At 68.0% G+C, this 12,459-nt stretch carries 14 protein-coding genes; 11 read left to right on the top strand and 3 right to left on the bottom strand.

All coding sequences use genetic code 11. The annotated features are described in order from the left end of the window. Positions 1-32: 32 nt before the first annotated feature. Positions 33-548, bottom strand: coding sequence for a DinB family protein (locus ABD768_RS08690; protein ID WP_344839224.1), 516 nt, complete (start codon positions 546-548; stop codon positions 33-35). Positions 549-582: 34 nt separating this feature from the next. Between ABD768_RS08690 and ABD768_RS08685 the strand changes: the two genes are divergently transcribed. The 7 genes from ABD768_RS08685 to ABD768_RS08655 all read left to right on the top strand — a co-directional run bounded on the left by ABD768_RS08685 (position 583) and on the right by ABD768_RS08655 (position 6,842). Continuing rightward, complete coding sequence (locus ABD768_RS08685) at positions 583-1,467, top strand: aminoglycoside phosphotransferase family protein (protein ID WP_344839221.1); 885 nt, start codon at positions 583-585, stop codon at positions 1,465-1,467. Positions 1,468-1,480: 13 nt separating this feature from the next. Then, entirely contained in the window at positions 1,481-2,122 is a 642-nt protein-coding gene (locus ABD768_RS08680; RefSeq protein ID WP_344839219.1) for a hypothetical protein, read from the top strand. Between the two features lie 18 nt (positions 2,123-2,140). Then, the gene (locus tag ABD768_RS08675) at positions 2,141-2,356 is read left to right on the top strand and encodes a hypothetical protein (RefSeq protein ID WP_344839217.1); all 216 of its coding nucleotides are present in this window, start codon (positions 2,141-2,143) and stop codon (positions 2,354-2,356) included. 117 nt (positions 2,357-2,473) lie between these two features. Then, the gene (locus tag ABD768_RS08670; RefSeq protein ID WP_343973443.1) at positions 2,474-3,046 is read left to right on the top strand and encodes a redoxin domain-containing protein; all 573 of its coding nucleotides are present in this window, start codon (positions 2,474-2,476) and stop codon (positions 3,044-3,046) included. 39 nt (positions 3,047-3,085) lie between these two features. Next, positions 3,086-4,312, top strand: coding sequence for a hypothetical protein (locus ABD768_RS08665; protein WP_344839214.1), 1,227 nt, complete (start codon positions 3,086-3,088; stop codon positions 4,310-4,312). Positions 4,313-4,398: 86 nt separating this feature from the next. Further along, positions 4,399-5,865 carry a bifunctional UDP-N-acetylglucosamine diphosphorylase/glucosamine-1-phosphate N-acetyltransferase GlmU gene (gene glmU, locus ABD768_RS08660; protein WP_344839212.1) on the top strand — a complete coding sequence of 489 codons (1,467 nt, stop codon included), beginning with the start codon at positions 4,399-4,401 and terminating at the stop codon, positions 5,863-5,865. Beyond that, positions 5,862-6,842 carry a ribose-phosphate diphosphokinase gene (locus tag ABD768_RS08655; RefSeq protein WP_328328431.1) on the top strand — a complete coding sequence of 327 codons (981 nt, stop codon included), beginning with the start codon at positions 5,862-5,864 and terminating at the stop codon, positions 6,840-6,842. The genes glmU and ABD768_RS08655 overlap by 4 nt, the downstream gene beginning before the upstream one ends. On the opposite strand, the gene ABD768_RS08650 is transcribed toward ABD768_RS08655, so the two are convergent. Continuing rightward, positions 6,839-7,489, bottom strand: coding sequence for a hypothetical protein (locus ABD768_RS08650; RefSeq protein WP_344839210.1), 651 nt, complete (start codon positions 7,487-7,489; stop codon positions 6,839-6,841). The genes ABD768_RS08655 and ABD768_RS08650 overlap by 4 nt on opposite strands. A 143-nt stretch (positions 7,490-7,632) precedes the next feature. On the opposite strand from ABD768_RS08650, the gene ABD768_RS08645 reads away from it, so the two are divergent. The 4 genes from ABD768_RS08645 to ABD768_RS08630 are packed head-to-tail and all read left to right on the top strand — an operon-like array spanning position 7,633 to position 11,801. Beyond that, the gene (locus ABD768_RS08645; protein WP_344839209.1) at positions 7,633-9,645 is read left to right on the top strand and encodes a sensor histidine kinase; all 2,013 of its coding nucleotides are present in this window, start codon (positions 7,633-7,635) and stop codon (positions 9,643-9,645) included. Then, positions 9,633-10,265 carry a response regulator transcription factor gene (locus ABD768_RS08640; RefSeq protein ID WP_343973429.1) on the top strand — a complete coding sequence of 211 codons (633 nt, stop codon included), beginning with the start codon at positions 9,633-9,635 and terminating at the stop codon, positions 10,263-10,265. Before ABD768_RS08645 ends, ABD768_RS08640 begins: the two co-directional genes overlap by 13 nt. 17 nt (positions 10,266-10,282) lie before the next feature. Then, a complete protein-coding gene (locus ABD768_RS08635; protein WP_344839207.1) occupies positions 10,283-11,047 on the top strand; it encodes a DUF1932 domain-containing protein in 765 nt (254 codons plus the stop codon). Further along, complete coding sequence (locus ABD768_RS08630; RefSeq protein ID WP_344839205.1) at positions 11,040-11,801, top strand: class I SAM-dependent methyltransferase; 762 nt, start codon at positions 11,040-11,042, stop codon at positions 11,799-11,801. The genes ABD768_RS08635 and ABD768_RS08630 overlap by 8 nt, the downstream gene beginning before the upstream one ends. On the opposite strand, the gene ABD768_RS08625 is transcribed toward ABD768_RS08630, so the two are convergent. Further along, positions 11,791-12,453, bottom strand: coding sequence for a PhzF family phenazine biosynthesis protein (locus tag ABD768_RS08625; protein WP_344839203.1), 663 nt, complete (start codon positions 12,451-12,453; stop codon positions 11,791-11,793). The genes ABD768_RS08630 and ABD768_RS08625 overlap by 11 nt on opposite strands. Positions 12,454-12,459 lie beyond the last annotated feature (6 nt).

Raw genomic sequence — 12,459 nt, 5'->3', positions numbered from 1 at the left:
GCTAGCGGTACGGGTGTCCGCCTCCACCTTCGCTACGAACGGGGTGGGGCGGATACGACAGGGTCGCGCCGGAAATCGATCAGTTCGCGGATGATGTCCGCGTGGCCGGCGTGTTGGGCTGTCTCGGCGGTCATCCGGATCAGGAGGACGCCTAGCGTCGTTTCCTGGTGGCCGGGGGCCCAGTGGGCCACATGGCCTGGGGTGTCCAGGGTGAGTTCGGTGACGGTGGTGTCGGCATGGGCGCAGGCTTTGCGGTAGGTCTCGGTGACGTAGGCGGTCGACTCGTCAGGGGTGGCCCACATGTCGATCTCGGTCGAGGGGTCGTCGCGAAACCAGGTCGGGCGCTCGAGTGGCGGGCGGTTGAAGGATTCGCCGAGGTAGCCGTACTCGAGGCCGGCCAGGTGTTTGACGAGGCCGAGCAGGTTTGTGCCGGTTGGAGTCAGGGGGCGGCGTTGGTCGTACTCCGGTAGGCCGGTCAGGTTGTCGAGCATGGCGGCTCGGTTGTTGCGTAGGGCTTTCAGGAGTTCGGGTTTCAGGTCGACGGTCACTTGGTACCTCCCTGGTGGAGCCTAGGGTGGGGTGATGATCGCGGTTCCTGGGGCGTTCGTGGCGGAGACCTGTGAGCGGGAAGGCGAGCGGGGGCGGGAGTGGATCGATGCGTTGCCGGGGCTGGTCGATCGCGCGTTGGCTCGGTGGGAGTTGACGCCGTCGGGTGGGGTGATGCATGGGGCGGTTGGGGTCGTCGTACCGGTGGAGCGGGTGGATGGGACCGCTGCTGTTTTGAAGGTGTCGTTTCCTCATCCGGGGAATGTGGCTGAGCCGAAGGCGCTGGCGGTGTGGGCTGGGCGCGGGGCTGTGCAGTTGCTGGAGAACGATGCTGCGGCGTTCGCGATGGTGTTGGAGAGGGCGGGCAGCGAGTCGCTGCGGGACCTGCCGGATGCGGTTGAGCGGGTCGTGGTCGCGGGGCGGTTGAATCGGCGGTTGGCGGTGACGGCGGGGGAGGAGTTTCCGTCGTTGAAGGGGGTTGCTGACGAGTGGGCGCGGGAGATCGAGTCGCGGTACGGGAAGGTACGGACCGAGCTGCCGGATCGGCTCGTCGGGCGAGCGCTGGAGAGTTGTCGTGAGCTGGCGAAGGATCAGCCGGATCTCTTGGTGCATGGGGATATGAACTTCAGCAATGTGCTCAGCGGCAGGCGCGAGCCTTGGCTGGTGGTCGATCCGAAAGGGTGGGCGGGGGATCCGGCGTACGACGCTGTCAATCTGCTGCGGGACCGGTGGCACACGATGCCGGAGCTGGCGAAGACGCTGCCGTATCAGTTGGCGGCATTCGCGGAGGCCGCCGAGCTGGAGCACGAGCGAGTCGTCCGCTGGGTCCAAGCGTGCGCGGTCAAAGACACCCTCTGGAGCGCCGAGTGCGGCGAGCAACATGGAGCCGGAGTGAGCGAGACCGTCGCAGCTATCGCCTGACGTATCGTCAGGCATGGCCGGTTGGGAGAGTCTGCGGGAGGACTTGCGACGCCTGTACGCCGAGTCGCCGGATGCGCTGATGTCGGGCCCTGTCCCTGACAGCGAGCGGTCCGAGACGCGGATCCACATCGAGTTGGACGCCTGGGCGACCGAGATCGCGGCGACGCTGCATACGAAGTACGGAGAGCTCGTCGACCTGCGCGTCGGGGCGATGACCTTTCCAGCGGGCGAGTTCTGGCTCGGCGAGCGCTGGGACCAGCTGTACGGAGTACCGGTTGAACCCACCAGGTTCGAGGTCGATTCGGCGGAGCCGTTGTCGGTCCGGAGCGGGCGGACGTCGCGCAGGGAGGTACTGGTGACGAATCGGGCTGCCTATCCCCAGGTGCTGTCCAGCAACGGCGAGCTGTCCTCGGTGGTGACCGACGATTCCGGCAACGTGGTCGGTAGGTTCGTCGGCCCGCAGCCCCTGTCGCTGATGGGGTTCGAGATCGAACCGCACCAGACCCGTTCCTTGCCCGTCTTGATCGGCACAGCCTCGGTGGTGCCCGACCTGCCGTATGCGGTTCCGCCCGGACAGTGGGAGCTGATCATCGAACTTCAGGTCGGCGGCGAGAGCCTGCTGTCCGCCCCGCTGGACCTCACCATCACGCCCTGACAGCTACCTTCTGTACCTATGGAAGCGGAGCGAGTCGAGGTCGACGGCGAACTGTTCGACGTACGGGTTGACCAGCCCGGCCACTACCACTTCGACTGGATCTCCGGCCCGAACCCGGGCTACGGCTTCAGCTCGGCGACGTCAGACGGGTCGCCGCTGAGTACAGCCTCGATGGAGGAGTCGATCCGCTCGTTCATCAAGCAGGTCGACCCCACGACCGGCTACATCGAATAGACGCGGCCGGGTGGAGCCTTTCACGGTGGTCTCGGGCCCGCGAGCGGGGCTGGTGCCGGGTGGGTTTCGGGCGGAGAGTGGTGGGGCGGGGAATCGGGCGGCCGAGAGGTGGTTGTGATGCGGGCGGACATTGCTGCGGGTGGGGTGTTTCCGGACTATTCGTTGCCGGATCAGGATGAAGTGGTTCGGAAGTTGAGTGAGATTCAGGGGCGGGATCCGATGATTCTGACCTTGGCTCGGGGGCATTACTGCCCCAAGGAGCATCTGCAGCATCTGGAGTTGGCGGGGATGCAGGCCAAGTTGGCGGTGGCTTACACGAAGATCGTGACGATCACCACCGACGTGCATCACACGATGCAGGAGTTCCGGGCATCGGTGGGGGCGCAGTGGCCGTTCTTGTCGGATCCGGGACGGATCGTGCAGCGGGAGCTGGAGATTCAGGAGTACACGGATCCTGACAACGACCCGATGATTCCGCACACGTTGGTGCTCAAGCCGGGGCTGGTCGTGCACAGCGTCTACAACGGGTACTGGTTCTGGGGGCGGCCGTCCACCGACGAGTTGTGGCGGGATCTACGGGCCGCCTCGGCGGAGGTTCGGCCGGACTGGGATCTCAGCAAGCCTGGGCTCCGGGAGGCTTGGGACTCGGGCGATCATTCGAAGTTCCACGGGTGGGATCGCAAGGCCTAGGAATTGGTGTCCCAACAGTAAGTACGTGACGATGGGCGCGTGCGTGGGTTGCGAGGGGCGTTGACGCCGGTCGTTGCGGCGTTGGTGGTAGCTGGTGGGCTGTGGCTGGCGATCACGCCGGCCGCTAGTACTGCGCGGCTCACCAGCGAGGCGACTCGTGGGGTGTCGCTCCAGACCATGTGGCCCAGCCGGACCGGTGAGGTGGATCCGGTGCTGGCCAGCGCGGTGGATGCGAGTCTGGCGCGGCGCGGGATCGCCATCGACACCAACAACGAAAAGTTGTTTCTGCAGGATGTGGTGCCGGCGCTGCGACCGAGGCAGGCGCAGTTGTTCCGGAATCTCCGGGCGATCGGGATGAGCGTGGTCTATCGGCGCGCCGAGCCCTGGGAGAACCTGAAGGGTCAGCCGGGCACCTTCCGGGTCAGCATGCGGTTCACGCTGACAGGCAGCAGGCTCGATCAGGCGGCCACGGACGTCGGCTACAGCTATGTCATCCGGAAAGGCCGCCTGTGGATGACGTCTGATCGGGCGCTTGACGACGAGATCGGGTCCAATCGGCAGCCATGGGACTTCGGGCCGATCGCGGTACTGCGGAAGCCCAACGTCGTCGTCATCACCAACCAAGGCCAGCTGGCGAAGGCCCAGCGTCTCGCCACCGAGACAATCGCGGCGGCCAAGCGGGTCAGGGCGATCTGGCCGGGCCAGCTGCAGGTCGTCCCGTACGTCGTTGCGCTGCGCGAACCCCAGGTCCTGACCGAGATCCCGCCGACCCTCCCCGGCGCCGAGCCGGCCCAGGTCCGCGCCATGCTCAGCCCCGCCATCGGCTCCATCCAGCCCGCGGGCGGATGGGTCGTACTCCGGCAAACCACGCTCACCCCAGCCCAGCTGAACCACGTCCTCATGCACCTCCTCCCCGTCAGGCAAGGCGACGGCGCCCCGCACTGGCTGGCTGAGGGCATGGCCCAGTACGCCGAAATCCAGGCCCTCCCCAGCGCGGAGCGACAAGCCAGACGCGCCGAGCTCAGCAAGCAGCAGCTCGCCCAGCTCACCCGCCTCCCGGACGACGACGAGCCCGTCAATGAGGCCATCAGCCTGCGTGCCGTGGAGCAGTTGATCGCTGAAGCGGGAGTGAAACCGGTCACGGAGTACTACCGCCAAGTCGCCCGTCGCGGCTACAACGACGCGGCCAGGGAGCGTCTGATGCAGGAATACACCGGTTTCACCGAGGAGCGGCTGGTGGAGTCCGTGCGAGGGTCCGCCGGCTGAGCAAGTAGGCTGACCAGGGCACCGTTCCGAGTGTCCGTAGACAGCTGTTCCAGCCGAACTTGCCGGGAACTCGAGGAGAAGACCGAGTGACTTCCCACCGTCCTGCCTCCGTCATCATCATGGCCGCCGGGCAGGGGACCCGGATGAAATCCGCCCTCCCCAAGGTGCTGCACGAGATCGGCGGGCGCACTCTCGTCGGGCACGCCGTGGTCGCCGCCCGGGCACTCGCCCCGGAGCACCTCGTGGTCGTGGTCGGTACCGGCCGTGAACTCGTCGAGGCGCACCTGGCCGAGGTCGACCCCGGAGTCCGTACCGCCGTCCAGGAGCAGCAGCTGGGCACCGGCGACGCGGTCCGCTCCGGCCTCACCGCCGTACCGGCCGATTTCGACGGTACTGTCGTCGTCACGTCGGGTGACGTCCCCCTGCTCGAGGCGGAGACGCTCAAGGAGCTCGTCGCCGAGCACGAGCGCAGCGGCAACGCGATCACCGTGCTGTCCGCGCGGGTCCCGGACCCGACCGGCTACGGCCGGATCATCCCGGGTGACGACGGCAGCGTGGCGGCCATCGTCGAGCACAAGGACGCCAGCCCCGAGCAGCGCCGGATCGACGAGATCAACGCCGGCATCTACGCGTTCGACGCGGCCACCCTGCGCGACGGACTGACCCGGATCACCACCGACAACGCGCAGGGCGAGCTGTACCTGACCGACGTACTGGCGATCGCCAAGAGCGACGGCAAGCGGGTCGGCGCGTACGTCACCGAGGACGCGATGCAGACCGAGGGCGTGAACGACCGGGTCCAGCTGGCCACCCTGCGCGCCGAGCTGAACCGCCGCACCCTCGACACCCTGATGCGGGCCGGCGTCACCGTGGTCGACCCGAACACCACCTGGGTCGACTCCACCGTCACCCTCGACCGCGACGTCACCCTGCTGCCGAACACGCAGCTGCACGGCGCCACCAAGGTCGCCACCGGCGCCACCATCGGCCCGGACACGACGCTGACCGACATCGAGGTCGGCGAGGGGGCCACGATCATCCGCACCCACGGGTTCGGCGCGGTGATCGGCGCCGGAGCGAGCGTCGGGCCGTTCGCGTACCTGAGGCCCGGGACGACGCTGGGCGTGAAGGGCAAGATCGGCACCTTCGTCGAGACCAAGAACGCCGCCATCGCGGACGGCGCCAAGGTCCCGCACCTGACGTACGCCGGTGACGCGACGATCGGCGAGGGCGCGAACATCGGCGCCGGCACGATCTTCGCCAACTACGACGGCGTCAACAAGTTCCACTCCACCATCGGCAAGTACTCGTTCGTCGGCAGCAACTCGGTGCTGATCGCGCCGGCCGACATCGCTGACGGCGCCTACATCGCGGCCGGCAGCGCGATCGACACACCGGTCGGACCGGGCGAGATCGCCATCGCCCGCGTCCGGCAGCGCAACATCAAGGGCTGGGTCGCCCGCAAGCGTGCAGGTACCAAGACCGCGAAGGCTGCGGAAGAGGCGCTCCAGGGTGACACTGGCGAGAAGGACCAACGGGAGGCGCGGCCATGAGTGGAATGAAACGGGCGACCGAGAAGAACCTGATGGTGTTCTCCGGACGGGCCCATCCGGCCCTGGCGGAGCAGGTCGCGGAGGAGCTCGGCTCCGGCCTGGTGCCGACGTCGGCGTACGACTTCGCCAACGGCGAGATCTACGTCCGGTTCGAGGAGTCGGTCCGCGGCTCGGACGCGTTCGTGATCCAGAGCCACACCTCGCCGATCAACGAGTGGATCATGGAGCAGCTGATCATGGTCGACGCGCTGAAGCGGGCGTCGGCCAAGCGGATCACCGTGGTGCTGCCGTTCTACGGGTACGCCCGGCAGGACAAGAAGCACCGCGGCCGGGAGCCGATCTCGGCCCGGCTGATGGCCGACCTGTTCAAGACGGCCGGCGCGAACCGGCTGATCTGCGTCGACCTGCACACCTCGCAGATCCAGGGCTTCTTCGACGGACCCGTCGACCACCTGATGGCGCTGCCGATCCTGACCGACTACGTGCGGGAGAAGTACGGCGAGCAGCAGCTGGCCGTGGTCTCGCCGGACGCCGGCCGGATCAAGGTCGCCGAGCAGTGGTCGGCCCGGCTGAACAACGCGCCGCTGGCCTTCATCCACAAGACCCGCGACATCGACCGGCCGAACGAGACCGTCGCCAACCGGGTCGTCGGTGAGGTCAAGGGCCGGGTCTGCATCCTGGTCGACGACATGATCGACACCGGCGGCACCATCACCAAGGCGGCCGACGCGCTGATGGCCGACGGCGCCGCGGGCGTGGTGATCGCCGCGACCCATGCGATTCTGTCCGGTCCGGCAGTGGACCGGCTGAAGAACTGCCAGGCCACCGAGGTGATCGTCACCAACACACTGCCGATCCCGGCCGAGCGCGAGTTCGACAAGCTGACCGTGCTGACCATCGCGCCGCTGATCAGCCAAGCCATCCGCGAGGTGTTCGAGGACGGCTCGGTGACCAAGCTGTTCGACGGTCGCGCCTAGACCGTCGCTTTCTTCCAGGCGTAGTACGCCGTACCGAGGCTGGCGGCGGTCATCGGTACGGCGGTGATCAGACCGGCGACCCCGTTGCCCGGTACGACGAACGTCGCCACGATCGTCAGCCAGAGCACCGGGATCCAGCGCGGGACGGCGCGCGAGCGCAGCAGCCCGACCGCCTGGACAACGGTGCCGATGGCAACGAGTAGCGAGCCGGGGATCAACGCGCCGAAGATGTGCGCCAGGTCGTCGTTGACCCGCTCGATCACCGAAGGATCGACGCCCGGCGCGGTGGCGAAGTAGTACGCCGACGCCCACAGGCCCCCGCCGACGGCGTACAGGGCGGTGCCGATCCACATGATGATGCCGCCGACCGCCGCCCAGGCGGCGCCGCGTGCCTTGACGAGGTAGACGGTGAGCAGCGCCTGAGCCGGGACGTTGATGACCAGGTTTGTGGCCAGTGCGACGAGGAGTACCCACCAGAGGGTGCGGTGGGGCTGGATGTCGGCGTACGAGTAGGTCTCGCCGCCGCCTGATGGCTCCGGCCAGAGCAGGCCGCCGGGGAGAGCGGCGAGGGCGGTGAGAGCCAGGGCGATGGCGACGTAGCCGACCCGGCGTGGGGCGACGGTGCGGGTGAGCGTTTCGGTGGACATTTTCTGGTACCCCCTGAGGTGCAGAATCGCGGACCTTCTCAGCGAAGCGGCTGGGGGTGGGCGGGCACATCGGAGCGGGCGCGGAGACGGATCTCCGTGGTAACCCGGAGCCGGGGCGGCCTTCGCGGACTTACTCTGACGACATGCGGTGGCCGCGATGGGCGACGCTCGGCCTCTTCCTGCTCGTCCTGACGATGGCAGCGGGGAGCGGTTCGTTGCTGCTCACCCACCCTGCCGGCGAGCACACCGCCCGCAACTTCATCGTCCTCGGCGCCGTCAGCATGGCAATCGCTGTCCTAGGTCTGCTCATCAACCGCAAGGTCCCCGACAACCTGGTCGGCCTCCTGCTGACCTGGGTCGGCACAATCGCCATGTTCCTGGCGGCCCGCGACGTCTACTACGCGATCGTCGCCGCGGCCGGTGTGCCGGGCGCCGTTCCGCCGACGTCCGGTGTGGTGGCCGACGGAGCCGTGCTCCCGTTCGACAGTCGCGTCGTCGCGCTGCTCGACGAGAGCGGGTGGTGGCTCTTCGTTGCGGTTGCTCTGCTCCTCCTCCATTTCCCCGACGGGTTACTCTCCGGCCGTCGCTGGCGGACGGTAGCGGTGAGCCTGGTGGTGCTCGGGTTCGCCCAGCAAGGTTTCGGAGCCGTCGCTACGATCCCGTTCCCAGCGCCATTGCAGGATCTCCCCAGACCCTTCGGCCGGCCACCCCTGGCGATCCGTGCGCTCAGCGAGGTCGTCTTCGCCTTGATGCTGGCGCTCTTCATCGCGGCCGCGATCTCACTCTTCGTGCGCTTCCGCCGGTCCACCGGTCGCGTGCGGGCCCAACTCAAATGGCTCTCACTCGCCGGCCTCGCCGTCGTCACGTACCCGTTCGTCTGCCTCACCGAGATCGTCCTCACCGGCGATACGGCCTCGGTCTCGACGGTCTTCGGCATCGCCACCCTGATCGCCCTGCCCGCCTCGGTTGCGGTCGCCATGCTCCGCCACGACCTGTACGACGTGGACCGGGTGGTCGCCGACACGGTCACCTACGCGATCGTCATGGTCGTTCTGCTCGGTACGTACGCCGTGACCGCGCTGACCCTGGGACTCTTCCTGGGCAAGGGATCTGCCACCGCCGCCGCGATCGCCACCGCGGCCTGCGCACTCGTCCTCGCACCCCTGCGCGCACGCCTGCAACGCTTGGTCGACCGTCGGCTCTATCCACCTCGCCGCGCCGCCTTGCTGGCGATCGAGGATCTCCAGCGGCGGATCCATACGGACCAGGCGCAGCCGGAGGAGCTCGAGAAGTCGCTGCAGACTGCGTTGCGGGATCCGACGCTGCGGGTCGGGTTGCTGGTGCCCGGTGCCTCGGGCTTCATCGACGCCAAGGGCAGCCCGGTTGGGATCAGCGGTGGCGTGCCGGTGATGCTCGGCGGCGTACAGATCGGATTGCTGGAAGGCGAGACCGGTCCAGCCGTACTCCGCGCTGTCGCGACCAGCGCCGCAAGTCTCGTCGAGGTCAGTCGCCTGCGAGCCGAATTGGCCGGAGCACTGCGTGAGGTGGAAGCCAGCCGCACCCGACTCGTCCAGGCCGGCGACCAGGAACGCCGACGGCTCGAACGCGATCTCCACGACGGCGCCCAGCAGCGACTCGTCTCGCTCGGCATGGCCATGCGGCTGGCGCAGCGCCACCTCGACGACGGGACGGTCGACGTGAACGGGCTGCTCGACCAGGGTGTCGCTGAGCTGGCGACGGCGATTGCCGAGCTTCGGCAGATTGCGCACGGGCTGCGGCCGACCAGCCTCGACGACGGGTTGCACGCGGCGCTGGCGGCGATCACGCAGACGTTGCCGATCCCCGTCCAGCTGCACATCGGGCCTGGGGAGTTGCCGGACGACCTGGCGACGACGGCGTACTTCGTGGCCGCCGAGGCGGTCGCCAACGCGGCGAAGTACTCGCGCGCGACGTCGATCGCAGTACGGGTGGCGCAGTCGGCTGGCGATGTGAGGATTCGGGTCGAGGACGACGGGTGTGGGGGTGCGATCCCGCGGCCTGGTTCGGGGCTGAGTGGGTTGGTGGATCGCGTCGCGGCGGTCGGCGGGTCGTTGTCGATGAACAGTCCGGCTGGGCGCGGTACGACGATCGAGGCGGTGCTGCCGTGCGGATCGTGATCGGGGAGGACTCGGCGTTGTTCCGTGAAGGACTCGCACGGTTGCTCGACGATGCCGGGCATGAGGTGGTCGGGCGGGCCGGCGACGCGGTGAGTCTGTTGACGGTGGTGGCGGAGACCTCGCCGGATCTCGCGGTGATCGACATTCGGATGCCACCGGACCACACCGATGACGGGGCTCGGGCGGCGCGGCAGCTCAGGACGTCGTACCCATCGCTCGGGATCGTCTTGTTGTCGCAGCATGTGGAGACGCGGCATTCGGTGGAGCTGGTGAGCACTGGCGGGTTCGGGTATCTGCTCAAGGATCGGGTGCTGGACGTCGACCAGTTCCTGGATGCGTTGGCGCGGGTCGCCGCGGGGGGTTCGGCGTTGGATCCTGAGGTGGTCGGGCGGCTGCTGGGGCGGGCGGATCGCCTTGCTGCGTTGACGCCGCGGGAGAAGGAGGTGCTCGCGTTGATGGCCGAGGGGTGTACCAACGCGGGAGTCGGCCGCCGGCTGTGGCTCAACGAGCGGACCGTGGAGACGCACGTCGCGAGCATCATGAGCAAGCTCGGGTTGTACTCGAATGCCGAACACAACCGCCGCGTCCTCGCAGTACTGGCATATCTTGGCCAGAACTGACCGAACGGATGTGCTGAATGCGAATCTCTGTCTTCCACCCCGGCGCAATGGGTTCCCAACTGGCCGCGCAATTGGTTGCCGCAGGCCACGAAGTGCGATGGGTGCCGGACGGCCGCAGCCAGGCATCGGTCGAGCGCGCCGAGGCCGCCGGCTTGATCGGTACTACGTTCGCTGACGCGATCGCGACCGCCGACGCCGTTCTCTGTTCCTGTGCACCCCAGGGCGCCGTCGACGTCGCGCGCCTGGTGGGAGAAGCAGGCTTCGCCGGAATCTACATCGAGGCCAACCCCCTCTCCCCGAAGTCCCTCCAAGCAGCCCAAGACGCATTGCCAGACGCAACCTTCGTCGACGCCGGCGTAGTCGGCCCACCACCGACCGGCGGCCCGAGCCCGACCCACCTGATGCTCTCCGGCCCAGCCGCCGCCGCAGCCGCCGACCTATGGGCCGAAACTGCGGTGACTCCGATGGTCGTAGGAGATGCCGTTGGAGCGGCGTCGGCGGCGAAGTCGGCGTACGCGCTTTACAACAAGGGAAAAGCCGCCCTCGCGGTACTGGCCTTCCAGCTCGCCGAGAAGCATGGCGTCACCGACGCACTGACGGCCCAGCAGGTGCGCGCGGACGCCGCGTCGTTGAAGGATCCGGGGTTGCCCGACGCGCTGCGGAGCGTGGCGTGGCGCTGGGGACCCGAGTTCGACGAGTTGGGGGAGACGCTGGACGCCGCCGGTCTCGAAGGCGACGCCGCACGAGCCCTCCGCAAAGTCTGGAGCAGACTTGATGAGTGATGAGTTCTACTCGCACGCGAGGCTGTACGACCTGATGTTCCCGGGCGGCGGGCCGGCCGTCGACTTCTACCGGGCCGAGGCCGACCGGCAAGGCGGGAGCGTACTGGAACTCGGCTGCGGTACCGGACAGAAGCTGATCCCGATCGCAGCCGATGGGCATCCGTGCGTCGGCCTGGACTTCTCCTCGGACATGCTGGCCGAGGCTCAGCGGAAGGCGGACGGGCGCGGTGTAGCGGTCGAATGGATCCAGGGCGACATGCGGTCCTTCGACCTGGGCCGCACCTTCGACTTCGTCTACATCACCGCCAATTCCCTGCTGCACCTGCAGGAGGCCGACGATCTGGTGAGCTGCTTCCAGTCGGTACGCCGACACTTGGCGCCCGGAGCACGGCTGGTCTTCGATGTCTTCAACCCGAGCGTGCAATTGCTGGCCGAGGCCGACGGCGTACGGCGTACCCGGGAGTCGTTGTCGTTCGAGGATCCGGACCGCGGCAAGGTGACCGTCGATGTCGCGGAGATCTACGACGCGCCCGCGCAGGTCACCCGCGGAACGTGGTACCTCTCAACCGGCTCCGAACCCGACTTCGTCGTCGCACCGCTCGAGATCAGAAGCATCTTCCCGCAAGAGCTACCGCTGCTGGTCTCCCTCGGCGGCCTCCGCCTCACCGAACGCTTCGGCGACTGGTCCGGCCGGCCGTTCGCCACCGATGCGCAGCTTCAACTCTGCATCTGCGAGCCCGCGGTCAGTCCGTGACTACGCGACCGCCGACTTCCGCGTACGACGGCGGACCGGGCTGAGCGAGGACGAGCGAGCCGTTGCCGTGGTGGATGGTGAGGCGGCGGCCGAGGGCGGCGGCGAGGCGCATCGAGGCTGAACCGCAGGCCTCGTCTTCGGGGATGCCGAAGCGGCGGCCGAAGACGCGGACCCGGACGGTGCCCGCCTGCTCGTCCTCCCAGGCCCAGAGCTGAGTCGCGTCCTGCTCCGGGGCGAGTGGGCCGGTGAGCTGGTCGACGGCCTCGGGGGAGTCGAGGCGCTCGTGCCACCACGGCGGTGCTGAGGCGAGAGGGCCGCGGACCCAGACGTCGTCGCCTTCCTGCCAGGTGGGTACTTCGCCGGCCGGAGGCCGCAGTACGGCGGGCGCCTTGCCCAGCTCGCGAGTGAGCACCCACGCCGCGCCAACCGACGGATGACCGGCGAACGGCAGTTCGACCGCCGGGGTGTAGATCTTGAAGTCGGCCCGCTCGAGATCGTCGAAGAAGATCGTCTCGGGGTAGCCCAGCTCAGCCGCAAGCTTCTGCCGGTCGCCTGGGTCAGCGATCGAGGCGCCGTCGAGCACCACCCCGAGCTTGTTCCCGAAATTGCCGGCCGGATCCGCGAACACCCGCACCACCTGCACATCAGTCATACAGCT

This window comes from Kribbella ginsengisoli (assembly GCF_039537185.1).
Lineage (GTDB): Bacteria > Actinomycetota > Actinomycetes > Propionibacteriales > Kribbellaceae > Kribbella > Kribbella koreensis.
The sequence above is the reverse complement of the archived record's forward strand: the minus strand, read 5'-3'. Positions and strand labels throughout refer to the sequence as shown.